Consider the following 23,382-nt stretch of genomic DNA (forward strand, 5'->3'; position numbering starts at 1 on the left):
AACGCACTCAGCGGATGGTGGAGCCCCACATGTTGGTGAGGTAGCGGCGCATGAAGAAGATGAAGATCAGTGCCGGGATCACCAGCAGGAAGCCGCCGGCGAACCGATAGGCCAGCGGTGATTCGGCGAGGGAGCTCAGGACCTGGGCCGGGAGGGTGCGCTGGTTCAGCGTCAGGATGGACGCGCCCAGGACTTCGTTCCAGGACATGACGAAGGTGAAAATCGACGCCGCCGCGATGCCCGGGATGGCCATGGGCATGACCACCTTGAGGAAGGCCTGCAGCGGGCTGCAGCCGAAAATCCGGGCCGCTTCCTCCACGTCCCGGGGTACGCCCAGGAACACCGAGGACGTGATCAGGATGGTGGTGGGCAGCGCCAGTGCAGTATGGAGCAGGACGACGGCGAGGACACTGTCGTACAGCCCGGTCTGCAGGAAGAGCTGGGCCAGCGGCACCGACAGCACCACGATGGGCAGGGCACGGGTGAAGAGCAGGAAGAGCTGGTACGGATCCCTGCCGGGGAAGGCGAACCGGGCCACGGCGTACCCGGCGGGCACGCCGATGATCAGGGACAGCACAAGGGTGAAGATGCCCACCTGGACCGAGTTGATGAGCCCGCCCAGGATGCCGGTGGACTGCAGGAACGTCTCCATGGTTTCGAGGGAGAAGTTGTCCGGGATGAAGCTCAACGGGAATTCCTGCAGGGCTGCCCTGCTGGACGTGGCCGAGAGCGCAATCAGGTAGATAGGGAGGGCCATGAAGAGCGTGATGAGGATGCACCCTACTTGGAGCAGTACCCGGTTGCGGCGCTGCCGGGCGAGCGGCCGGCGGTCCACCTCCGGTTGCGGACGGGTGTCCGGAGCCGTCGTCTTGTTGGTTGTGGCGTGGCTCATCGCGGGGCCTCCGACTGGTCTTTCAGGAGCTTGAGGTAGCCCACGGCCGTGATCATGGAGACCGCCATGACCACCAGGGCAAGGGCGGAGGCGACGTTCGCGTCCTGCAGCCCGGTGTACCAGCGGTACGTCTCGCCAACCACCAGCGGGAAGTTCTGGCCTGTGAGAGCCAGCGCCACGGCGAAGGTCTGGAAGGCGAGGATGGTGCGCAGGATGAGTGCCGTCTGGAGGCTGGGACGCAGCAGCGGCAGGGTGACGTGGAAGAGCCGGTCCCAGAACCCGGCGCCGAAGACGCTGGCGGCTTCCTCATAATCCTTGGGAATGGACTGCAGCCCTGCCACCACGATCACGAAGACGAGCGATGTGGCACGCCAGACCTCCGCGATCAGCACGGCCATGAACATCGAGGCGTAGTTGTCGTAGGCCAGCCAGGAAACGGGTTCAAGCCCGAAAGAGGCCAGGAGGGAGTTGAGGTACCCCCGGTCCGTGAAGACCGTCAGCCAGACCAGGCCGGCCGCGAGGTCGCTGACCGCGAGCGGGATGGCCCAGATGTAGAAGTAGGCCGAGGACCCTTTCGGTTTGGCCCGGATCAGCAGGGCCATGGCGAGCGCCAGGACGAACTGGATGGGAATCATCACCACGATGAGCAGGAGGGTGTTGCCCACGGAGGACCAGAAGTACGGGTCCTGCACCATCCGGGAGAAGTTCGACGTCGTCAGCCCTTCAGGGCCGCCGAACGCCTGCAGGATGCCGCTGACCATGGGCCAGCCGAAGAGCAGCGTCATGAAGATGATGGACGGGGCGATCAGCAGCATGGCTGTCGAGGTGCTTTTCCTCCGGGGTGGACGGCCGCGGGGACCGGCCGGCCGGGTTTTGGGCCTGGCGGCAGCGGGGGCGTCGGGGGCAGCCATCAGGCCACCCTGCACTGCTCAGCGTCGGGGTCCGGCGCCCAGCACGGAACATTGAGCGTCTCCATGATGCTGGCAAGTTCCGCGCCCTGGCGGTCCAGGGTTGCCTTGACATCGGCGTTGTTGAGGCAGATCTCCTGGAAGCAGTTCTTGAACAGCTGCGAAACCTGTGGGTCCTTGTCGCCAAGGCCCACCGGCGGGAGCGCCAGGATAGCGTCTTCGGCTTCCTGCTGGGCCTTGACCGCTTTGGCCTCCAGGGCGATGCCGCCTGGCAGGTCGCCGCCGATGTCCGTCTTTACCACGGGGAAGAAGGCATTGGATTTCAACGTCTCGATCTGGGCCTCGGGCTTTGACAGCGCCTTGATCAGCTCAAATGCCTTGTCCTTCTCCGGAGAACCCTGCGGTACGGCCATACCGCCAACCACCAGCAGGTAGCCCTTGCCCTTGGGACCGGACGGCGCCGGCACCATCAGCCAGTCATCAGGCTTGTCCTGCACAGCATTGATGAGGCGGGCCACGTGGTCCCAGGCCACCAGGACTTCGCCGTTGCCCAGGGGCTCCTGCATGAAGTCGTAGTTGGCGGAGGCGGGGTTCGTGTTGGCCCAAAGATCGCGCATGTAGGTCCAGGCGGTTACGGCGTCCGCGTTGCGGAACGTCGTGATTTGCCCGCCTGTGAAGCTGGGCAGGAGGAAGCCCTGGTAGAAGCGGTGATGGAGGCCCTTCGGACCGGCGGGAATGCCGAAGACGGGGCGCCCGTTTGCCGTTTTGGCAGCCTGCGCCCACGCCAGGTACTGCTCGTAGGTGAGCTTGTTGACGTCAGCCCCTGAGGGAAGCCAGTCAAGGGCTTTCTTGTTGACTGCCACCACGTAGGTGGCCTGGATCCATGGGATATAGCGGGGGGCGTCCGTGCCAAGTTTGGCCAGCTCCAGCAGGTCATCCGAGAATCCGGCGGAGGAAAGGTCATTGGTCAGTGACGTGAGGTCCTCGAACTGCGTGGCGAAGGGGATGAGGTCGCTGTGGAGGCCTCCCGCGATCCCTACCTCCACCTTCCCCGCCGCGAGCTGGGACTTCAGGGTGGTATTGAAGACGCCGGTGTCAACCGGGTTGTAGGCCACCTGGATATCTCCGGCGTACTTTTTCAGCGTCGCTTCGTACTTCTGCCGCTCTTCAACCGGGGAGAACTGGGTGGACAGGAAGTTGACCGAGCCCTCGCCTCCGCTTCCGCTGGTATTCACGCCGCAGGCCGCGAGGAGTGGTCCGGTTGCCAGAGCCACCAGGCCTCCCTTCAGCAGGGCCCGTCGGCTGACGTCAAAGTGAGCAAGATCGGACATGGGAGCCTCCTGCTGGCAGGGCAGATAGTATTTTTGTCTGATGATCGATCATAATTGTGTGATCCAGAACACGTCAATGACCCGGCGCTGCCAGCGCCCCGGTTCCGGCCCAAAGGGAGCAAGCCATGACCCAGCAAAGGACGCTCGTAGCGGGTTCCGGCCAGCCGCCCGTCGGGCTCGCCACCAGCGCCGGACACCTCCTGCAGCTCCTGCGCTTGAAACCGGACGGATACAGCCGGGCTGCCCTGCTTGAGCTCACCGGCATGGCGCGGTCAACCCTCTATGAGCGGCTCGATGCACTTTTCGCGGCAGGACTCGTCTATGAATCGACGCCGCTGACGTCCCAACGCGGCAGGCCGCCGCGCCCTCTGCGCTTCGATGACCGGAACAAGCTGGTCCTCGGCATCGAGGTGGGACACACGCACGCGGGAATCCACATCGTATCCCTGGGCCGCGAAATCCTGGCCTCCCGCAGGGTGCCGATTGACATCACCCAGCCCCAGGAGAACGTGGTCAGCAAAGTAATCGAGCACTCCCTCCGGCTGCTCGATGGCAAGCAACCGGTGGGCGCGGGTGTTGGACTGCCCGCGCCCGTGGACCCCCTCCACAAGCTGGGCCTGGAGCGTACCGTCCTCGCCCACTGGGACCTGCAACGCCTGCAGGAAGTGATGGAAGCCAAGCTCGATTGCCCCGTCCTGCTGGAAAATGATGCCCGTTCCATGGCAGTGGGCGAGGTTCGGGGCCCGCTCGAGTCGATCGTCGCGGTCAAAGTCAGCACCGGCGTCGGCTCCGGCATCATCGTCCGCGGCGCGCTTGTCCGCGGAGCCCATGGTGCTGCCGGAGACATAGGCCACGTGCGCATTCCCGAAGCCGCCGGCAAGCGCTGCCGGTGCGGCCGGGATGGTTGCTTGGCGGCCGTAGCGTCCGGCCGCGCATTGCTGGCTGATCCGAGGTTTGCCCACTACGGGACGCTGCGGCAGCTTGTTGACGCCTACGACGAGGACCCCGAAGTACGCGCCGCCGTCGCTAATGCCGGACGGGTCCTGGGTCGCGCGCTGTCGGCGACGGTGGGAACACTGAACCCTGGCCGGGTGGCGGTCGGAGGACTCGTGGGCGTGCTTCCGGAGTTCCTGGCCGCCTGCCGTCAGCAGATCCTTGACGACGCTTTCGAACCTTCCCTGGTGGACCTGGAAATTGTTCCGGCGGACAGCCGAACCGCCACCGCTGTTGGGTTGTGCAAGCTGGTGGAGGAGAGCCTCTACGCACCGGAGCGGATCGAACAGCTGCTGGCACAGCGGACCGGTTAAGGGGGCTGCGCGGACGGAAAGCAGGACAGCCTGCCCTTTGCAAAGCAAGCCCACTCTGGCACCGCACCACCGCCGTCCCTAGACTCGGGCTATAACCACTTCCTCGTTCAATGCACTCCTGTCCACCCAGATCGGCAATGAGTTCACCGCCTCCCAGCAGTACATTGCCGTGGCCACCTGGTTCGCCAACCAGGACCTCCCCCAGCTGGCCAGGTACTTCTACCGGCAGTCCGTGGAGGAACGGAACCACGCCATGATGATGGTGCAGTACATGCTGGACCGGGACATTCCGTTCACGATTCCGGGCGTTCCGGCCGTCCGCAACGACTTCGCCTCCGTCACCGAGCCGCTGGCCCTGGCCCTGCAGCAGGAAAAGGAAGTTACCCGCAACATTGAGGACCTCTTCCGGGCAGCGCGCGGCGAGAACGATGCCTTGGGCGAGCAGTTCATGCTCTGGTTCCTGAAGGAGCAGGTGGAGGAGGTGGCGTCCATGACCACCCTGCTGAACATCGCGGAACGGGCGGACAACCTCTTCGACATCGAGAACTTCATCGCCCGGGAAACAATCGGCGACGGCGGCCGGGACAGCGCCGCCCCCGAAGCGGCGGGCGGCGCCCTCTAGCCCCTCCCCCAACTAAGTAGCGCTAAGTGTCGTTTTGGCGCCCCATAACGACACTTAGCGCTACCCAGTTGGGGGGTGGGCGAGGGATGGTGAGGTTGCGCACCAAGGTGGCCCGCCGCCGTCGGCCGTTGCTACGCTGGAAACAAGGCCCGGCACCAGGGCCTCCGGACGACGGTTCAGTACCCGGCACACGACAAGACTGGCCAAAGGACTCATCATGTCGTGGCTGATCCTCATCCTTTCCGGCGCCCTTGAGGCGGTGTGGGCCGCAGCGCTGCATCGCGCGTCGCAGGCCACAGGCCGCCGGCGCATTGCCCCCGCCGCCCTGTTTTTGGTCTCCGTCGCTGCCAGCACCGGCGGCCTCGCCATCGCCATGCAGGCCATTCCCACGGGCACGGCCTACGCCGTCTGGGTGGGCGTGGGCGTGGTCCTCACGTCCGCGTACGCCATCGTCACCAGGGTGGAGCGTCCGACGGCGGCGCGGCTGTTCCTGTTGTCCGGCATCGCTGTGTGCGTGGTTGGCCTGAAGGTGGTGGCGTGATGTTCGAGCGTTCCGTTCCCTGGCTGGTCCTGCTGGCCTCGGCAGTCCTGGAAGCAGTCTGGGCCACGGCCCTGGGCTTGTCCGACGGCTTGACCAGGCCCTTCCCCACCCTTGTTTTCGCCGTCACGGCATCGCTGAGCATGCTGGGCCTGGGCATGGCCATCCGGCACATCCCGCTGGGCACGGCCTACGCCGTCTGGGTAGGTGTTGGCGCCGCGCTGACCGTTGGCTGGGCAATGGCCACGGGCGTGGAACCCTTCAGCGTGCTCAAGGTGTTTTTCATTGCGGGGATCGTTGGCTGCGCTGCCGGCCTGAAGGCCTTGCCGCAGGACCGGTAGAACCCCGCAGCACCAGATCGGAAGCGAGCACCACCGGCGAGTGGGTGGATTGTTCACCGGCGATGTCGGCTGCAAGAGCATGGACGGCAGCATGGGCAATCGCCGCAGCCGGCTGCCGCAGCGTTGTCAGCGGCGGGTCGGTAAGGGCCATCAGCGTCGAATCGTCAAAGCCCACGATCGACACGTCTTCCGGCACTCGCAGCCCCCTTGCCCGTGCCGCGCGGATGGCGCCCAGGGCCATGACGTCGGAGGCACACACGATCGCAGTGTGGCCCGAGTCCAGGAGCTCATTGGCCGCGCTTTGGCCGCCTTCCACGGTGAACATGCTCGTGGCGATGTGGGGCGCAGGATCGTCAGTGTCCAGGAATTCGGCGAGCGCTGCACGGAAGCCGGCCAGCTTCTGCCGGCTGGGGACGAAGCGGTGCGGGCCGATGGCCAGCCCTACTTTCCGGTGGCCCAGGCTGGCAAGGTGCTGGACAGCGGTGCTGATGGCCGCTGCGTCGTCGTTGGCGACCGACGCCGCGCCGAGTTCCGCCCGGGGGCCGTTGACCAGCACATACGGAATGCCGCGGCCGCGAAGCCGGTGGTAGCGCTCCAGGCTGGCCTGGCCGTCCGCGTGCGCCGTGCAGATGAAGATGATGCCGGCCGCTCCCTGCGCCACGAGCATCTCGATGTATTCGTCCTCCGACCGCCCTCCCCCGGGCAGCGCGCAGATGACGGGAATGAAGTCTTCCTGCGAGAGCAGGGAAACCACGGCCTGGGCGATGGCGGGGAAGATGGGATTGGTCAGGTCCGGGACAATAACGCCCACCTGGCCCCTGACATCGCCCCGGGACCGGTCGGGCCGTTCATAGCCGAGATCGTCCATGGCCGCCAGGACTGCCTGGCGGATTTCCCGTGAAACTCCCTTCCGGCCGTTGACCACCCGGGACACGGTGGCGATGCTGACGCCGACCTTCCGTGCAAGGTCTTCCAGTTTTGGCCGTTCGGCTGCGGCGGGTGGGGTCCGGCTCCCGGTCGTGCTCATGTGGCTCCTTCACCGGAACAGCAGTCCGGAAGTCTTGGTGCCTTCAAGTGTACGGACAGCAGACCGGTAGCTTCATGAAAACAGAACGTGAAATTTTCAGCAAACAGTTGACGCTGCGTGAAACGAATTCTAGGCTCAGGGGTACCCCGCTCCTCACCGCTGACGGCCGGGGCGTCTCCAAGGAAGGTCTTCCATGACTCATCACCCCACCACCTCCGGGCTCTCCCCCGCCCTCAGAAGGAAGCTCGCCGCGGCCCTGGCCGCCGCCTGTGCCACGCCTTTGGCACTGGGCAGCTTTGCCCTCCCGGCGTCCGCGGACCACACGGCAGTCCCCCAGGCCGTGGCTTTGGTTGGCTCCCTGCAGTCCGAAATCGGCTGCCCAGGGGACTGGCAGCCCGACTGCACGGCCAGCAGGCTGCAGCCCGTCGAGGGTTCGGCAACGCTGTACCGGGCCACCTTCGACATTCCTGCCGGCACCTACGGCATGAAGATTGCCCTCAACAACTCCTGGGACGAGAACTACGGTGCCGGCGGAGCAGCCGGCGGCGGCGACCTGGTGCTCAACGCACCCGGCGGTCCAGTGACCTTCACCTATGACCACGCCAGCCACACGCTGAGCGACGACGTGCCTGATGCGCTCGGGGCGGAGGCCGGTGCCCACTGGCTGTCGGCGGACACCATCGCCTGGCAGGCCCCTTCGGCGGAGGGAACCACCTACCGGCTTTACAGCGGGCCCGACGGCGGCCTGGCGGTGGCGGATGGTCAGGTCACCGGCGGCAGCTACACAGCACTTGAGAAAACGGCCGGCAGCCTGGAGGCGGGACTGGCAGCGAGGTACCCCCACCTTGCCGGTTTCACCTCGCTGCGGCTGGCCGGAACTGATGCCGGCCGTGCAAAGGAACTGCTCAAGGGCCAGCTGCTGGTTGCCGCCGTTGGGGCCGACGGCAAGGTCACCGCAGCCACCGGCGTCCAGGTCCCCGGCGTCATGGACACCCTGTACCAGGGCGCGGCCGGCCAGGAGCTCGGGCTGACGTGGAAGGGCAACCGCCCCGGGCTGGCCCTGTGGGCGCCGACTGCCCGCAGTGTCACTGTCCACACCTACGCTGCCGGTTCGGGCGGCGAGCCTGTCGCCAGCCGGGCCATGGAACCGGGCGCGGATGGCGTCTGGTCGCTGACCGGGGAGAAGGAATGGAGCGGCGCTTACTACCTGTACGAGGTGGAGGTCTTCGTGCCGGAAACCGGCAAGGTGGAGCGGAACCTCGTCACCGACCCCTACAGCGTGGGGCTCTCCGCCAACTCCGAACGCAGCCTGTTTGTTGACGTGGAGGACAAGTCCCTGGCCCCCGAGGGCTGGAAGAAGCTGCAGAAGCCCGCGCTCAACAAGCCGGAGGACCTTTCCCTCTATGAGCTGCACGTCCGCGACTTCTCCATCACCGATGCCTCCGTCCCGGAGGAACACCGGGGAACCTACAAAGCCTTCGCACAGCAGGACAGCAACGGCATGCGCCGCCTCCGTGAACTGACTTCAGCGGGCCTCAACGCCGTCCACCTGCTGCCGGTGAACGACATCGGCACCATCGAGGAACGGCGCAGCGAACAGCTCGAACCCGCCTGCAACCTCGCGGCACTGCCCGCGGATTCAGAGGAACAACAGGCCTGCGTCGCAGAAACTGCCTCCAAGGACGGCTTCAACTGGGGCTACGATCCCCTGCACTACACCACCCCCGAAGGCTCCTACGCCACCAACCCGGACGGCACCGCACGCATCACCGAGTTCCGGGAAATGGTGGCCGGACTCAACGCCGCCGGGGCACGCGTCATCCAGGACGTGGTCTACAACCACACCTCCAGCGCCGGCCAGTCCGGGTCCAACAACCTTGACCGGATTGTTCCCGGCTACTACCACCGCCTGAACGCCACCACCGGCTCACTGGAGACCTCCACCTGCTGCGCCAACACGGCCACCGAGAACACGATGATGGGCAAGCTCATGATCGATTCCCTGGTGACGCTTGCCAAGACCTACAAGCTGGACGGGTTCCGCTTCGACCTCATGGGCCACCACTCCAAGCAGAACATGCTGGACGTGCGGGCAGCCCTGGACGGGCTGACCCTGGCCAAGGACGGTGTGGACGGCAGGAACATCACCCTCTACGGCGAAGGCTGGAACTTCGGCGAGGTGGCCAACAACGCCAGGTTCGTCCAGGCCACGCAGGAGAACATGGCCGGAACCGGCATCGGCACGTTCAATGACCGGCTGCGCGACGCCGTACGCGGCGGCGGCCCCTTCGACCCCGACCCGCGGGTCCAGGGCTTCGCTTCGGGCCTGTTCACCGACCCCAACAGCTCCCCTGCCAACGGCACCCCGGAACAGCAGAAAGCATCCCTGCTCCTGGCCCAGGACCTGATCAAGGTGGGCCTGACCGGCAACCTGAAGGACTACTCCTTCGTTGACCGCACCGGTGCAACCGTCAAGGGCTCGGACGTGCCGTACAACGGCGCCCCCGCCGGATACACCAGTGATCCGCAGGAGGCCGTCACCTACGTGGAAGCGCACGACAACGAGACGCTGTTTGATGCCTTTGCCCTGAAGCTGCCGCAGGACACCCCCATGGCGGAACGGACGCGGATGCAGACCCTCGCGCTCAGCACCACGGCCTTCAGCCAGGGCATCTCGTTCTGGCACGCCGGCGGGGAATCCCTCCGCAGCAAATCCCTGGACCGCAACAGCTACGACTCGGGCGACTGGTTCAACATCCTTGACCACACGGACGCCTCCAACGGCTTCGGCCGCGGACTGCCGCCCAAGGCCGACAACGAGGACAAGTACGGCTACCTGCGCCCGCTGCTGGCGGACCCCACGCTGAAGCCTGCACCCGCCGCGATCGCCGAGGCGCGCAGCCGGGCGGCAGAACTGCTGCAAATCCGCAAGAGCACGCCGCTGTTCCGCCTGGGTGACGCCGCCCTGGTGCAGCAGAAGGTCTCGTTCCCCACTGCGGGCCCGGACCAGGCGCCCGGCGTGGTGGTTATGCGGATCGACGACTCGGTGGGCCCGGACGTGGACGAGGACCTCACCGGACTGGTGGTGGTGTTCAACGCCGCCGACGAGGCCGTCAGCCAGGCAGTCGCCGGCACCACAGGCACCGCTTACGGCCTCCACCCGGTCCAGGCCTCGGGCAGCGACCCGGTGGTCAGGACTGCCGCCCATGATCCGGCAACCGGGACCTTCACCGTCCCGGCCCGCACCGTGGCGGTGTTCCAGGCCGGCTAGCGCCCGGCAAAGCCGGCCGGGTGCCCCTGGCCTCCGGCCGCCCAACTGAATCTCCCACCGCTGAGTCTCCCAGCCTATACGGACGGACGACGGCGTGTCCCGGCAAAACGCCGTCGTCCGCTGCCTGTGCCGAACCAAAGGTGGGGAGACTCAGCGCATGTCCGGGCCCCGGTTTAGGCTTTTGCCATGGACTCACCCGAGATAGCCGAAGCAACGGAGGCCCTCCGGCGCCGGCTAGTGCCGGGAACACGGGTCATCCTGGGCATTGCCGGGGCGCCCGGTTCCGGGAAATCAACGTTCGCGGAATGGATCCGGCAGCAGTTTGGTCCGGGGCAGGCAGTGGTGGTGCCCATGGACGGCTTCCACCTGGGCAACGCGATTATCGATGGCACGCCCTTGCGGCAGCGCAAGGGGGCCATGGACACGTTCGACGCCGGCGGGTACCTTTCGCTGCTCCGCCGCCTAGTGCGCCGGGATGAGCCCGTGGTCTACGCCCCGGAATTCCGGCGGACCCTGGACGAGCCGGTGGCGGCATCGATCGCTGTCCCTGCCGAGGTGCCCCTCATCATCACCGAGGGCAACTACCTCCTGATGGAGCAGCAGCCGTGGAAGGACGTCCGGGCGCAGCTGGACGAGGTGTGGTTCGTGGACACGCCACCCGTCCTGCGGTTGGCCCGGCTCGTGGAAAGGCACGTCTCTTTCGGCATGGATAGGGCTGCTGCCGAGGCCTGGGCGGCCGGACCGGACGAAGCGAATGCGGTGCTGATCCAGGCCACCCGCCCGGCCGCGGACCGGATCATCCCCTGGAATTAGCCCACGCCCCGCAAACTTGAACCCAGCAACAGTGGACGAACAGGAGAACCCATGCCAACAACTGTGGACCTCGGCGACGGCCTCAGGGTCAGCCCCCTCGGCTTCGGCGGAATGGCGCTCACCCCGGTGTATGGGGAGGTGGACCAGGAGGACGCGCTCCGGACGCTGCATCACGCCGTCGATTCCGGTGTCAGCTTTATTGACACCGCGGACATCTACGGCGGGGGCAGCAATGAGGAACTGATCGCCCGGCTGCTCAAGGAGCGGCGGGACGAGGTGCAGCTGGCCACCAAGTTCGGGCTGGTGGGAACACCGACGGACGGCTACACGGACATCAGGGGCGACGCCGCCTACATCCGGCAGGCGGTGGACCGCAGCCTGCAGCGGCTGGGCACTGACGCGATCGACCTCTACTACATGCACCGCCGTGACCTCCGCGTTCCGATTGTGGAAACCGTGGAGGCCATGGCGGAGCTTGTGCAGCAGGGCAAAGTCAGGCACCTGGGGCTGTCCGAAGTGACCGCCCAGGAGCTTCAAGAAGCCTCTGCCGTCCACCCGATTGCGGCGGTCCAGAGTGAATGGTCCATCTGGAGCCGCGACGTGGAACGCAATGTTGTTCCTGCTGCCGCCGCCCTTGGGGTGGGGTTTGTGCCTTACTCGCCGCTGGGCCGGGGATTCCTCACCGGCACCGTTGACGCCTCGAGCCTGGGTGAAAAGGATTTCCGACGCCGGATCCCCCGTTTCGCTCCGGACGCGGCGGGTGCCAACCAGGCGGTGGTGGACACCGTGCGGTCCGTGGCTAACGAACTGGACGCGACACCTGCCCAGGTTGCCCTGGCCTGGCTGCTCGCCCAGGGCAGGCAGCTGGGCCTGCCAGTGGTTCCCATCCCCGGCACCCGCAAGCGGGACCGGATCGACGAGAACCTGGGCGCTCTGGTCCTGGACCTGACCCCGGCGCAACTGGACGCGCTGGGCGAAGCCTCGGACGCCGTCGTCGGCTCCCGCTCAGCGGATCCCAACTGGGTGTCAGAGGGGCGTGAATAGACTCAGAGCCATGGACACACTTCTGTACGACCTGCCGGCCTTGACCATCCGCACGATCTCCGTCAGCGAGATGGACAACAACGTGTACCTGCTGACTGCGAAAGCGAGTGGTGAGCAGGTGCTGATTGACGCCGCGGACGACCTTCCGGCCATCCAACGGCTCTTGGATGATGCAACTGCAGACACATCCGCCACGCCGAAGCTCGTGCTTATCGCCACCACCCACCAGCACTGGGACCACGTCCGGGCGCTGAAGGAGCTGGTGGAGGCTACCGGTGCGCCCACCGCAGCAGGAACGGACGACGCCGATGCGCTGCCTGTTCCAGTGGACAGACGGCTCGGGCACGGGGATACGGTTGCCGTGGACGGGTTCGAGCTGACCGCCGTCCACCTGCGGGGACACACGCCCGGATCAATCGCCTACGTGTACCAGGACCCGCGGGGACTGACGCACATCTTCTCCGGCGACTCGCTGTTCCCCGGCGGCGTCGGCAATACCCAGAAGGATCCCGGACGTTTCAACCAACTGCTGGACGACGTCACGGAGCGGCTGTTCGGCACCTACCCGGACTCCGCCGTCGTCCATCCCGGCCACGGCAGGGGGACGACGCTCGGCGCCGAACGCCCGCACCTTGAGGAGTGGCGGGAGCGGGGCTGGTAACAACCACATCGATTGCTCCGCACCTGCCGTTATGGACCTTCTAAACGACAGGTGCGGAGCAATCGATGGACGTTATGGGGCCTTGTTAGCGGCCACGGCGTTCGTTCGATGCCGGAGCCGAGGCGCGGCGGGGACCGCTGCGGGCGGGACGGCCTGAGCCGCCACCGTTGCCTGAACCGTAGGACCCGCCGGAGGTGCCGCCGGTGTTGGAGGACCATACGGCTTTGTTCCCGCCGCCGGCCGCACCTGCACCTGCACGTGAACCGCCGCTGCGGGTACCTGCACCGGCACCTGCTGCGGCGCGCTGCCCGGTTGCGGGGCGGCCGTTGCGCTGGCCGCCCGAGGCTGCCGGACGGCCTGAGCCGGCCGGGCGTCCGGTGCCGCCGCGGGGTGCTTCGCTGCGGGTCACGCGTGATTCCGCACGTCCGTCGGAACCGCGGCCGGCCGATGCACGGCCACCTGCCGCGGGAACGTCGTTGCGGTGGGTGGATGCGGTGCCGCGGCCACGGGCGTTGCGGCGTGCCGCTGCAGCCGCGATGGCGCGGTCCTCGTTCTGCTCGGCGACGCGGTCGAACGCTGCACGGGCTTCGGTGCGGCCTTCGAAGGCAGCTGCGCGGCGCTCGGCGCGCGGAACATCGGTGCGGACAGGCTCGGCGGAAACCTTGCCGCGTCCACCGCGGCCGCCGCGTCCACCGGCAACCGGTGAAGCCTGGCGGCGGGCGCGCTTGCGCTCGGCATTGGCGCCTGTAGAGGTGCCGCCGCCCTGCTGTGCGGCCTTCTTGGCCAGCAGCGCTGCGCGGGTGCGCGGATCGATCTTTTCAGCCATTTCGCCCACGAGGTCAGCCACGATGGGTGAGGTGGCGGTGACGCGCTCGAAGCTGACGTCAACGCCGGCGGCCTTCATCAGCTTCTTCACATCGGTCTGCTGCTCGGGCAGGGTGATGGTCACAACGGTGCCGTCGGAACCGGCGCGGGCGGTGCGGCCTGACCGGTGCAGGTATGCCTTGTGCTCGGTGGGCGGATCAACGTGGATGACCAGTTCGACGTCGTCCACGTGCACGCCGCGGGCGGCGACGTCGGTGGCGACCAGGACGCGGACGTCACCATTGGAGAACTCGGCGAGGTTGCGGTCACGGGCGTTCTGCGAGAGGTTGCCGTGCAGGTCCACGGCGGGGATCCCGGCGTCGGTCAGGGTCTTGGCCAGCTTGCGGGCGTGGTGCTTGGTCCGCATGAACAGGACGCGGCGGCCGGCGCCGGAAGCGAGCTCCACGATCAGCTGCTTCTTGACGGTCTGGTCGTTGACCACCAGGACGTGGTGCTCCATGGTGGTCACCGCTGCCTGCGGGTCATCCACCGAGTGGGTCAGGGGGTTGGACAGGTAGCGCTGGACGATCTTGTCCACACCGTTGTCCAGCGTGGCGGAGAAGAGCAGGCGCTGGCCCTGGCTGGGGGTCATGTCCATAAGCTTCTTCACCACGGGCAGGAAGCCGAGGTCGGCCATGTGGTCGGCCTCGTCCAGGACGGTGATTTCCACGGCCTCGAGGGTGAGGATGCGCTGGCGGATCAGGTCCTCCAGGCGGCCGGGGCAGGCGATAACAATGTCGACGCCGGCACGGAGAGCCTTTTCCTGTCGTGCCTGGGAGATGCCGCCGTAGATCACGGTGGTGTTCAGCCCGGCGGCCTTGGCCAGCGGCTCGATGGTGGCGTTGATCTGGGTGGCCAGTTCGCGGGTGGGTGCCAGGACCAGGCCCATGGGGCGGCCGGGCTTGCGGAAGTACGGGGCTTCGCGCTCGGCGAGGCGTGCCACCAGCGGGATGGCGAACGCGATGGTCTTGCCGGAGCCGGTGCGGCCGCGGCCCAGGACGTCGCGTCCCGCGAGTGTGTCGGGGAGGGTCTTCACCTGGATGGGGAACGGAGTTTCAATTCCCTGGGCGGTGAGGGTGTCGGCAAGGGCCTTGGGCGTGCCGAGGGCAGCAAATGTAGTCAAAGTCAAAGGTCTTTCAGGCGGTATCCGTGCGGATATCGGCCCCCGACGCCGGTTGGCCCAGGGGTTCGCCGAAGAAAATTCAGGTGATCAACCAGCCTGTTGCCGCTTATTCAAAGCGGCGGCCGGGACCAAATGGAACGCGTTCATCGACGCAGGATGTGCCTCTCACATGAAAAAAGCCCAGTTTCTGCAGGGAGGAGGACCTCCACAACACGAAAACCTGGGCATCACTGCACATCAAGTTCCACCAGTCTAGCATCCCGGGCGCGTTCCCCTTGCCCGTCCGGCTTCCCCCGGCCCTTCCCCGTTGCCAACTAGGTAGCGCCAAGTGTCGTTTTCAGGGCCCAAAACGACACTTAGCGCTACCTGGTTGGGGCGTTGCCAACACGGTGCCCCCGGGGCAGGGTTGAGGCATGAGCGAACACGCAGCCCACCGGCATGAAGCGCAGCATCCTGAATGGCACCTGGCAACTCACGACGGCGGCACTGGCCTTGAGGACGGACCGGCCGCCGGGGGACCGGGCGCCGAAGGCACGACGGCCGGTCCCGCAACGAGTGTTGCCGCCGCGGCGGTCTGGGATGAGCGGTACCGTGCCAAGCCCCAGGTCTGGAGCGGAAAACCGAACCCGCAGCTGGTCCGGGAGGCCGGCGGCCTGAGGCCGGCCAAAGCTTTGGACCTGGGCTGCGGGGAGGGTGCGGACGCCATCTGGCTGGCCCAGCAGGGCTGGACGGTCACGGCCGTCGACGTCTCCGCCGTCGCGCTGGAACGGGCGCGTTCCCACGAGAAGGCCGCGCTCGCCCGTGAAAGCGTCCATGCCGCCGAGGGAACAATTGCCAGCAGGATCACCTGGCAGCAGGCTGACCTGGAACAGTGGCGGCCGGAAGGGACCTTCGAGCTGGTGACGTCGCAGTTCCTGCACTCGCAGGAACTCGCCTGGCAGGGGCCGCTCCGCACAGCCGCGGCGGCCGTAAAACCCGGCGGGACCCTGCTGGTGGTGGGGCACCACCCGGACCGGCTCCCGCCGTGGGGCAGCGAGCACCACCACCACAAGGGCATGTTCTACACCGCTGATGAAGTGGTCCGGGAACTGGGCCTCGACAGCCCCGAATGGCAGCTGGAAGTCCAGACGAGCCGGGAACGCCCCGTCACGGGGCCTGACGGCCAGCATGCCACTATCGCCGACGTGGTGGTGCGGGCAACGCGGCTCCCCTGACTTCCCTCGGGGATTTGGCGGTGACCCGTGGGGCAATGATGGCCGCGGCTGCGGCCACCACGGCGGCGAGTCCGAAGACCCCGGCAAAGGATTCCGCCGTCGTCGTAAATGCCGTGAACACGATGCCGGTGGTGGCGAGCGCCAACGCGCCGCCCAGTGAATCCGCGATGGACATGGCAGAGCTGTTGAAGCCCTCGTTCTCCTTGGTGGAGAGCGCGAGGGTCATGACGCTGAGCCTTGGATACAGCAGCCCCATGCCACCGCCGGCAAAGATCCAGCCAGCTATGACGACGGCGGCCGGCCAGTAAAGCGCGGTGGTGGCCAGGGCGAGGATCACCGCTCCGAGGACCATCACGGCGCCGATGCCCACCGCACGCCGGTGGGACAGCCTGCTGCCGAGCCGCCCCTGGACTGCCGAGGCTCCCGCCCATGCCAGCGCGCCGCCTGTCAGGGTGAGGCCCGCGAAAGTGGGCGAAAAGGCGTACTGCTCGATCAGCAGGTAAGGCAGGTACACCTCGGCACCGAAGAACGCGGCCGCGGCGAGCCCGCGCACCAGGATCACGCTGGGCAGGCCGCGCCGGGCGGTGAGGGTGCCCCTCGGAACCAGGGGGCGGGCGGCAAGCAGGGCAATAACGACGGCGGCAACGGCAACGAGTGCCGGCGCTGCAGGAACGCCGGGGATCCGGAGCTCGCGTGACAGGTTGAGCGCCAGGACAGCGAGCGCCGCGAGGGTTGCCCAGGCAAGCCGGCCCGGAGCCCAGGGCGGTAGCGGGTGCCCCCCGGCCGGTTCGCGAGGGGGTTCCAGTCCCTTCAGCACGGGCGCGATCACCACCAGCGCCGGGATGACCAGTCCCACCACGCCCAGGAACACCCAGTGCCAGCTGAAGACCTGCGCCACGATCCCGGCGGCAGACGGCCCCACCAGCGACGGGATGACCCACGCCGCGGAGAAGGCCGCGAAGATCTTTGGATGCAGGGCGGCGGGGTAAATGCGGGCCACCAGTACATAGAGGGCAACGGTCAAGGCGCCGCCGCCGAGGCCCTGGACCAGGCGTCCGGTGACAAGCAGCGGCATCGACGCCGAGGTCCCTGCGATCAGGAGGCCTGCCACGAAGAGGGCCACCGAGACGTAAAGCGGCGCGGTGGGTCCGCGCCGGTCGGACCAGTTTCCGGCCGCAACCATGCCGGTCACCCCGGTGGCCAGCGGGCCGGCAAAGGCGAGGGCGTAGAGCCCGGCGCCGTCGAGCTCCCGGCTGACCAGGGGCATGATGGTGGTGACGGCCAGGGACTCGAAGGCGGCCAGGAACACCAGGGCACACGTGCCAACCGTCACCCAGAGATACTGTCCCCGGAGGATCCCCACCGCGGGGTGGGTGGCAGGCACTACCGGATCCTGCATGACGGCTGGCCCCTACCCGACGAACCGGTTGCGGCCGGCGCGGTATCCGAAGATCCCGGCGAGCAGTCCGACCACGAGGAAGAGAATGCCGGCGGCGGTGAAGGATCCTGTGGCCTGGTGCAGCTGGCCCACCATCAGGGTGCCGGTGGAGCCCACGCCGTAGCCCACGCCCTGCATCATGCCGGAGAGGTGGGCGGCCGTGTGCCCGTCGCGGGTCCGGAGCATGATCATGGTGAGGGCCACCGCGGTGAGGCTTCCCTGGCCCAGCCCCAGCAGCCCGGCCCACACCCAGACCAGCTCCAGCGGTCCGAATATGCTCAGCGCAAAGCCGGCCCCGGTCATCAGCGCCACCACCGTGTTGATGGCACGCTGGTCCTTCAACCTGGCGGCGAGTGCGGGCGCGAACAGCGAGCCGAGCATTTGCAGCACGATGGACATTGAGACGATCAGCCCGGCAGTTGCCCCGTCCACCCCGCGTTCGCGCAGGATCGGGGCAAGCCAGGCGAAAACGCTGAAGGACATCATGGCCTGCAGCACCATGAATACGGTCACCTGCCAGGCCACTGCGGAGCGCCACACGTTGACGCCGTCCTTCACTGCCGTGTGCCTGATCCGTGGCTGGCGGAGTGCCACCGGCAGGAACAACAGAAGGACGACGACGGCGGGCAGCGCCCAGAACCACAAAGCCAGGGTCCACTCCCCCGTTGCCGCGAAGACCGGGTACGTGAAGCCGGCACCTAACGCGGCCGACGCGCAGATGGCCGTCGTGTAGAGACCTCCCATCAGGCCCAGGCGGTGCGGAAAGTCCCGCTTCACCAGCCCGGGCAGCAGGACGTTGCACAGCGCAATGGCTGCCCCGCATGCCGCCGTCCCGGCCAGGAGCGCGGGCAGGTGCCCGGCGGCGGTACCCGCCGGCCCCAGTCCGGCGGGACGCAGCAGGAGACCCGCGGTGAGTACTGCCATCGCACCGAGGAGCACGCGCTCGGCGCCGAACCTCCTGGCGAGTACAGGCGCGAGCGGCGCAAACACCCCCAGGAGGGTGACCGGCACGGTGGTCAATACCACTACCGCCCACCCCGGCAGTGCCGCCTGGGATGACACCTCGGGCAGGACTGCGGAAAAGCTGGAGAAAACCGTGCGCAGGTTCAGCCCGATCAGGACCAGGCAAAGTCCAAGGTAGGCGAGCTGCCGGCGGCTGGCCACCCGGGTGGGCGCGGGCGCCGGAGTTTCATCGACCTCAGCGTCCACCAGGGTCCCCGGCTGCTCTTTCGGCCCAGGGCCACCAGCCCGGGAGTCCCTTGCCTCGGCGTCGGTCGCTTCCCTCATCCGCCCATTCTTGCAGGCTGGATCGGCTCCCTGGATATCCACATAGGGCCCGCGGCGCCTTCCGGCAGGCCTGTCCCACGCCTACGTTGGAACCCGCAGCTGCAACCCGGAGCAGATGCGGGCAGCTCAGCGACCAGCACCGGCGTCAGGAGAGAGATGGACAGTCAGCAACCGAATGAACCACGTGGGCCCGCGATGCCGCCGCTTGGGGTAGTCCCGGTGGAGAGCACGGCACCCCAAGACCCCAAAACCGTCCGCAAAGCAACAGCCAGCCTGATTCTGGCGGGCCTTGCCCTGGCCAGCATGACGATCACAGCTCCACTGGCCTTATTTGCCATGCTTGCCACTTATCCATCAAACGGCCCCTCGGAGGCCCCCTGGGTGGCACCTCTGGTGTTCTTCAGCCTGCCCCTCCTTTTTTCGCTGCCGTCTCTGGCGCTGTCCATTCCAATCATGTACTGCCAACCACGCGCAACGCCCGGACGGAGGATGGCCGCCGTTGCACTGTGCACCGCCGGTCTAGTGGTTGGCCTGGCCTTAGGTCCCGGGCTGGACCAGTTGGGGAAACTGTGAGCCGGACATAGTCCCCGCGCCGCTATTCTGGAAGGGATGAGTGAATCCCCAGAAAACCCCCAGCAGCCGCATGTCCCGAGGGCCGTAACGCCGGGGACGCAGGCCTCCTTCGGCACCTACGGCGGCCGCCCGGTCAGCTTCGTCCGCCGCGGCACGCGCCTGCAGGGCCGCCGGCAGGCGGCCTGGGAAGAGCACGCTGAACGATGGGCGGTGGATGTTCCGCGGCACGTTGCGAACACCTCCGTCCACCCTGACTACACGTTTGACGCCGAAGCCGAGTTCGGCCGCAAAGCGCCCCTTATCGTGGAGATCGGCTCCGGCCTGGGCGACGCCGTCTGCCACGCCGCAGAGCAGAACCCGGACACCGATTTCCTGGCGGTGGAGGTCTATACCCCGGGCCTGGCCAACACCATCATCAAGATCAACAGCCGGGGGCTGAAGAACGTGCGGGTGGTCGAGGCGAACGCCCCGGAGGTCCTGGCCACCATGCTCCCGGCCGGTTCCGTCAGCGAACTGTGGGTCTTTTTCCCCGACCCCTGGCACAAGTCCCGGCACCACAAGCGGCGCCTCATCCAGCCCGAATTCGCAGACCTTGCCGCCCGTGCCCTGCAGCCGGGCGGGCTGTGGCGGATCGCCACCGACTGGTCCAACTATGCCGTCCATGTCCGCGACGTCCTGGCCGGCTCCAACGACTTCGAGAACCTGCACACCGGCGAACGCCGCGGACCGGAGAGCCCCCTGACGCAGGTGTGGCAGTCCGGCGTCGAATCCGTGGTGGGCGGCGCCCCGGTCCGCGAGGGCCGGGCCCCCGTCAGCACCGAGCACACCGGGCCCAACGAGGGCATCGATGAAACAGGAGGCTGGGCGCCCCGGTTCGAAGGAAGAATCCGGACCAGCTTCGAAGCCAAGGCCCACGAGGCCGGGCGGCTCATCTTCGATCTCTGCTACCGCCGGCGCTAGGGACAGGCTGTCAGGCCGGGCTGATGCGGGCCACGATCTCCTTCAACATGCCCAGCCGCGGCTCCACGGAAGGGTCAATAGCTGGCCAGATGGCCACGACGCCGATGAACCGCCCGCGTTCCCATATGCCTGCCGCGGCGGCAATCTTTGGCGAGCCCCCGCCGTCGTTATATCCCACCACTACGGCGTAGGCGGCTTTCCCGGGCAGGTCCAGTTCACCCTCCGCCAGGACGGCACCGGCCCGTTCGTCCCGGTAGAACCCTGCCATCACGTGCGCCCAACCGTTTGCCTGCGGCGCGTCCCGAACCGACGCGTCGTCCATAATGACCGTGACCAGGACGCCGCCGGGCAAGCCGTACTGTTCACTGTTGGGCCCGGCAGCGGAATCAGCCAGGACCTGGGTGTGCCCGGGGAAGTCTGCCGTAAAACCCAGCGGGGATTCGATGTGCACTGTCATGGTCACAGCCTCTCGAGCCGGGTGTCGTTGGGCACCTTATAGTACGTGGCCACATTGGTGGTGGCCCGGTTTTCGGTGCTGACATCCACCTCGCCCAGCTTTACATCCAGCCCGGCGGTGCTGGACGCGGTGACCACGCTGTTGACCTGCACGGTGGCGGAGCCTGCCTCATACAGCCGGGCGGCATCCCGGGCTGCAGCGTACTCGTTCCCCAGCGCAACGTTGCGCAGGTAGCTGTCGATCACCGGCCTGTTCTCCGCGGAATAGTCCACGTCGATCCGCACCGTGCCCTGGGTGCCCGCAGTGACCGTGGAGCCGATCCCGGCAGCCTTGAAGTCCGTGCCCGCCGTGATGCCATGGGCAACGGTGCCCTCCATCGAAACGGATACCGAATCGATGGCGTGGTGCTTGTCCATGCTGACCTGGAGCCCGCCCTTGCCCGAAGCCTCGAACACGCGGCCGTCCAGGTTGAGGCTGCCCCGGGCGGAGACCTCGCCGCTCGCTGTTGCAGTCCCGTCAGTGAGGTTCCGTTCGTACGCCAGGTCCAGCGACGCAGAGCCCGAGGCGGCGCCCGCATCCGCGTCCGCGTACAGGGAGTAGGTCCCCTTGGCTTTGTCCGCCTGGCCCGTGGATCCGTTGTCACCGGCAGCGTCGTTGATGGTGTCCAGGATGTACCCGGGCGGGTTGCCGGCCACGTCCTTGATCTCGCCCGCAGTATCCGGCGGCAGGTCCCGGTACATCTGCTCCCGGGCCGCCATGGCTTCCTGCACGCTGCCGAATGTGTATTCCCGGGAGACCTGTCCGTTGAGGGTGGCGCCTGCGGCTCCACTGGCGTCATTCACGCCCAAGCCCATGTTCCCGTACACCTTCACGGTGGCTGAACCGTCGGCATTTTCCACCACTTCCGTCCCCACTTCGGCGCCGCCGTGCACCCAGGCGACGCGAGCCTCGATGGAGGCCGTGCCGGTCTCGGAGTAGACGGGGATGTCCACCTTGCCCAGTTCCTGGAGGTGTTCCCTTGCCAGCTCCTGGACGGAGGCGGGGATTCCGCCGTCCATGCGCATCAGGTCGTTGGCGAAGGCGCGGTCCTCGTCCCCGCCCTCTATCAGGTACATCCGGTCGGCAGCGGAGAGTCCCTTCCACCATGCCGCCTGCTCTTCGGGGCTGGCATCGAGCATGTGCTCCATGCCCGTTTGCAGTTCCCGGCGGTGTTCCGCTGCCGCGGCGGCGGCTACGGCTTGTTCCCTCAACCACTCCCGGGCCTGGTCAGCCAGGGAGGCGATCCGGTCCCAGGCGCCTGTTCCTCCACCGCTGATGGAACCGGATGAAGCCTTCTCCTGCTCCTCGGCGTGCCGGAGCAGGATCCGGGAGTTCTCCCGCAGGCTTGACACCACCTTGTCCAGGCCCGGCCGGTGGCTGCTGCTCCAGTCCTGGCGGAAGCGTTCGCCGTCGGAACCCTTCCACGGCGCCGACTGGATTTGGCTGTGCAGGGAGAGTGCCCGGCTGCCCAGCAGGGTGGCCGCCTGGTCAGCCGCCCTGGCCAAAGCCCGCAACTGGCCGGCATCAGCGCCGTAAAAAGTCATGGTGTCCCCCGGGAAGAAGTTCACGGGGCCGGGTGACGCGGATCCTCAGTCAGTTGGGATCGTGCAAGAGCCGGCACCGTACAATCGCTCGTCACATGGTTGCACGCCGGATGGACGCCCGCGATGGGCATTCCTCCCCATGGCCGGGCTGTAAGAAGCACCAGGCAGCCGAACGGAGGGCGGGACGGCGCCCACTGTTCCAGCACTGCCCCAGCGTGGCACGATTGCCCTAGTGTGCAGGGGGCGCACGCCAGCACAGCACGCGCACAAAGGAACCGCCATCAAAAAAGAACTGAAGCAGGCCGTTGACGCGGCAGAGAACGTCACCAACTCGCGGACCTTGGAGATGCTGGCGAGGGCCGGCTTTGCGGCGAGCGGTATCCTGCACCTGCTGGTGGGTGCGATTGCCATCCGGCTTGCGTTTGGCGGAACGGGGAACGCCGATTTCAGCGGCGCCGTGGCGGAACTCGCCACGCAGCCTGCGGGCCCCTTCCTCCTGTGGGCGAGTTTCGCGGCCTGCGCGGCACTCGCGTTGTGGCAGGCCAGCGATGCGATCTTCGACTACAACCACCTGCCTTCGAAGGAAAAAGCCGGGAAGAAAGCCAAAGCGGGCGCCCAGGCGCTGGTTTTTGCCGGGCTCGCGTTGACGCTGATGTCCTTCGCTACGGGGACGGGCTCAGGCGGCGACAACCAGCGGGCTGCCAGCGACCTCACCGTCTCGGTCATGAAAGCTCCCGGTGGCGTGGCGCTGCTGGTCCTGCTGGGGGCCGCAATCGCTGTGACGGGCGTGGTCTATGGCATCCGCGGGCTCAGGAAGTCCTTCGAAAAGCACCTGGTCATGCCCGCATCCCCCACGGCACGGACCGCGGTGACCGTCCTCGGCGTGACGGGCTACGTGGCCAAAGGAACCGTACTGCTGCTGACGGGGCTGCTGATCGCCATAGCCACGCTGCAGGCCCATCCGGAAGACTCCACCGGGCTCGACGGCGGCCTGCGTGCTTTGCGGGACCAGCCCCTGGGGGTATATCTCCTGGCAGCGGTGGGCGCAGGCCTGATCTGTTACGGCGTGTTCATGATGGTCCGGGCGAAGCTGGCCAGAATGAACCGGTAGGGCTTATGTTTCCGGCG

21 protein-coding genes and 1 riboswitch are annotated in these 23,382 nt (G+C 67.1%); of the genes, 12 read left to right on the plus strand and 9 right to left on the minus strand.

The genetic code is table 11. The features are described from left to right. Window positions 1-7 precede the first annotated feature (7 nt). The 3 genes from ASPHE3_RS17840 to ASPHE3_RS17850 are packed head-to-tail and all read right to left on the minus strand — an operon-like array spanning window position 8 to window position 3,131. Window positions 8-892: a carbohydrate ABC transporter permease gene (locus tag ASPHE3_RS17840; RefSeq protein ID WP_013602597.1), complete on the minus strand. Its 885-nt coding sequence runs from the start codon at window positions 890-892 to the stop codon at window positions 8-10. Continuing rightward, on the minus strand, window positions 889-1,803 hold the full coding sequence (locus ASPHE3_RS17845; protein WP_081459873.1) for a carbohydrate ABC transporter permease: 915 nt from the start codon (window positions 1,801-1,803) through the stop codon (window positions 889-891). The genes ASPHE3_RS17840 and ASPHE3_RS17845 overlap by 4 nt, the downstream gene beginning before the upstream one ends. Continuing rightward, window positions 1,803-3,131: an ABC transporter substrate-binding protein gene (locus ASPHE3_RS17850; RefSeq protein WP_013602599.1), complete on the minus strand. Its 1,329-nt coding sequence runs from the start codon at window positions 3,129-3,131 to the stop codon at window positions 1,803-1,805. The genes ASPHE3_RS17845 and ASPHE3_RS17850 overlap by 1 nt, the downstream gene beginning before the upstream one ends. Before the next feature lie 125 nt (window positions 3,132-3,256). On the opposite strand from ASPHE3_RS17850, the gene ASPHE3_RS17855 reads away from it, so the two are divergent. From ASPHE3_RS17855 to ASPHE3_RS17870, 4 genes are all read left to right on the plus strand, one after another. Continuing rightward, window positions 3,257-4,438: an ROK family protein gene (locus ASPHE3_RS17855; RefSeq protein WP_013602600.1), complete on the plus strand. Its 1,182-nt coding sequence runs from the start codon at window positions 3,257-3,259 to the stop codon at window positions 4,436-4,438. A gap of 91 nt (window positions 4,439-4,529) precedes the next feature. Continuing rightward, complete coding sequence (locus ASPHE3_RS17860) at window positions 4,530-5,060, plus strand: ferritin (RefSeq protein ID WP_041652347.1); 531 nt, start codon at window positions 4,530-4,532, stop codon at window positions 5,058-5,060. 142 nt (window positions 5,061-5,202) lie between these two features. Next, a riboswitch (guanidine-III (ykkC-III) riboswitch) is annotated at window positions 5,203-5,268 on the plus strand. 9 nt (window positions 5,269-5,277) lie between these two features. Then, on the plus strand, window positions 5,278-5,601 hold the full coding sequence (locus ASPHE3_RS17865; protein WP_013602602.1) for a DMT family transporter: 324 nt from the start codon (window positions 5,278-5,280) through the stop codon (window positions 5,599-5,601). Further along, on the plus strand, window positions 5,601-5,939 hold the full coding sequence (locus ASPHE3_RS17870; RefSeq protein WP_013602603.1) for a DMT family transporter: 339 nt from the start codon (window positions 5,601-5,603) through the stop codon (window positions 5,937-5,939). The genes ASPHE3_RS17865 and ASPHE3_RS17870 overlap by 1 nt, the downstream gene beginning before the upstream one ends. Here the strand turns inward: ASPHE3_RS17870 and ASPHE3_RS17875 are convergent. Further along, on the minus strand, window positions 5,881-6,966 hold the full coding sequence (locus ASPHE3_RS17875; RefSeq protein WP_013602604.1) for a LacI family DNA-binding transcriptional regulator: 1,086 nt from the start codon (window positions 6,964-6,966) through the stop codon (window positions 5,881-5,883). The two genes, ASPHE3_RS17870 and ASPHE3_RS17875, sit on opposite strands and share 59 nt — an antisense overlap. A 193-nt stretch (window positions 6,967-7,159) precedes the next feature. Here ASPHE3_RS17875 and pulA point away from each other — a divergent pair, with 193 nt between their 5' ends. The 4 genes from pulA (at window position 7,160) to ASPHE3_RS17895 (ending at window position 12,755) form a co-directional block, all read left to right on the plus strand. Next, a complete protein-coding gene (gene pulA, locus ASPHE3_RS17880) occupies window positions 7,160-10,237 on the plus strand; it encodes a pullulanase-type alpha-1,6-glucosidase (protein WP_013602605.1) in 3,078 nt (1,025 codons plus the stop codon). Window positions 10,238-10,423: 186 nt separating this feature from the next. Beyond that, entirely contained in the window at window positions 10,424-11,050 is a 627-nt protein-coding gene (locus tag ASPHE3_RS17885; RefSeq protein ID WP_013602606.1) for a nucleoside/nucleotide kinase family protein, read from the plus strand. 51 nt (window positions 11,051-11,101) lie between these two features. Continuing rightward, window positions 11,102-12,094 carry an aldo/keto reductase gene (locus ASPHE3_RS17890; protein WP_013602607.1) on the plus strand — a complete coding sequence of 331 codons (993 nt, stop codon included), beginning with the start codon at window positions 11,102-11,104 and terminating at the stop codon, window positions 12,092-12,094. A gap of 10 nt (window positions 12,095-12,104) precedes the next feature. After that, window positions 12,105-12,755, plus strand: a complete 651-nt coding sequence (locus ASPHE3_RS17895; RefSeq protein ID WP_013602608.1) for an MBL fold metallo-hydrolase — start codon at window positions 12,105-12,107, stop codon at window positions 12,753-12,755. An 85-nt stretch (window positions 12,756-12,840) separates the two neighbouring features. Here ASPHE3_RS17895 and ASPHE3_RS17900 read toward each other — a convergent pair whose 3' ends face one another. After that, window positions 12,841-14,742: a DEAD/DEAH box helicase gene (locus tag ASPHE3_RS17900; RefSeq protein WP_013602609.1), complete on the minus strand. Its 1,902-nt coding sequence runs from the start codon at window positions 14,740-14,742 to the stop codon at window positions 12,841-12,843. Between the two features lie 413 nt (window positions 14,743-15,155). Between ASPHE3_RS17900 and ASPHE3_RS17905 the strand changes: the two genes are divergently transcribed. Continuing rightward, entirely contained in the window at window positions 15,156-15,956 is an 801-nt protein-coding gene (locus ASPHE3_RS17905) for a class I SAM-dependent methyltransferase (protein ID WP_013602610.1), read from the plus strand. Here ASPHE3_RS17905 and ASPHE3_RS17910 read toward each other — a convergent pair. Together ASPHE3_RS17910 and ASPHE3_RS17915 are read right to left on the minus strand one after the other, a co-directional pair. Beyond that, a complete protein-coding gene (locus tag ASPHE3_RS17910; RefSeq protein ID WP_013602611.1) occupies window positions 15,916-17,355 on the minus strand; it encodes an MFS transporter in 1,440 nt (479 codons plus the stop codon). The genes ASPHE3_RS17905 and ASPHE3_RS17910 overlap by 41 nt on opposite strands. Before the next feature lie 12 nt (window positions 17,356-17,367). After that, on the minus strand, window positions 17,368-18,681 hold the full coding sequence (locus ASPHE3_RS17915) for an MFS transporter (RefSeq protein WP_013602612.1): 1,314 nt from the start codon (window positions 18,679-18,681) through the stop codon (window positions 17,368-17,370). A 156-nt stretch (window positions 18,682-18,837) separates the two neighbouring features. On the opposite strand from ASPHE3_RS17915, the gene ASPHE3_RS17920 reads away from it, so the two are divergent. Together ASPHE3_RS17920 and trmB are read left to right on the plus strand one after the other, a co-directional pair. Beyond that, window positions 18,838-19,254 carry a hypothetical protein gene (locus tag ASPHE3_RS17920; protein WP_041652349.1) on the plus strand — a complete coding sequence of 139 codons (417 nt, stop codon included), beginning with the start codon at window positions 18,838-18,840 and terminating at the stop codon, window positions 19,252-19,254. A gap of 36 nt (window positions 19,255-19,290) precedes the next feature. Next, window positions 19,291-20,214 carry a tRNA (guanosine(46)-N7)-methyltransferase TrmB gene (trmB, locus tag ASPHE3_RS17925; protein WP_013602614.1) on the plus strand — a complete coding sequence of 308 codons (924 nt, stop codon included), beginning with the start codon at window positions 19,291-19,293 and terminating at the stop codon, window positions 20,212-20,214. A 10-nt stretch (window positions 20,215-20,224) separates the two neighbouring features. On the opposite strand, the gene ASPHE3_RS17930 is transcribed toward trmB, so the two are convergent. Next, window positions 20,225-20,671: a hypothetical protein gene (locus ASPHE3_RS17930; RefSeq protein ID WP_013602615.1), complete on the minus strand. Its 447-nt coding sequence runs from the start codon at window positions 20,669-20,671 to the stop codon at window positions 20,225-20,227. A 2-nt stretch (window positions 20,672-20,673) separates the two neighbouring features. Next, complete coding sequence (locus ASPHE3_RS17935; RefSeq protein WP_041653268.1) at window positions 20,674-22,254, minus strand: hypothetical protein; 1,581 nt, start codon at window positions 22,252-22,254, stop codon at window positions 20,674-20,676. 232 nt (window positions 22,255-22,486) lie between these two features. Between ASPHE3_RS17935 and ASPHE3_RS17940 the strand changes: the two genes are divergently transcribed. After that, window positions 22,487-23,365 carry a DUF1206 domain-containing protein gene (locus ASPHE3_RS17940; RefSeq protein WP_013602617.1) on the plus strand — a complete coding sequence of 293 codons (879 nt, stop codon included), beginning with the start codon at window positions 22,487-22,489 and terminating at the stop codon, window positions 23,363-23,365. The last annotated feature ends 17 nt before the right edge of the window (window positions 23,366-23,382 follow it).

Source organism: Pseudarthrobacter phenanthrenivorans Sphe3 (genome assembly GCF_000189535.1).
Classification (GTDB): Bacteria; Actinomycetota; Actinomycetes; order Actinomycetales; family Micrococcaceae; genus Arthrobacter; species Arthrobacter phenanthrenivorans.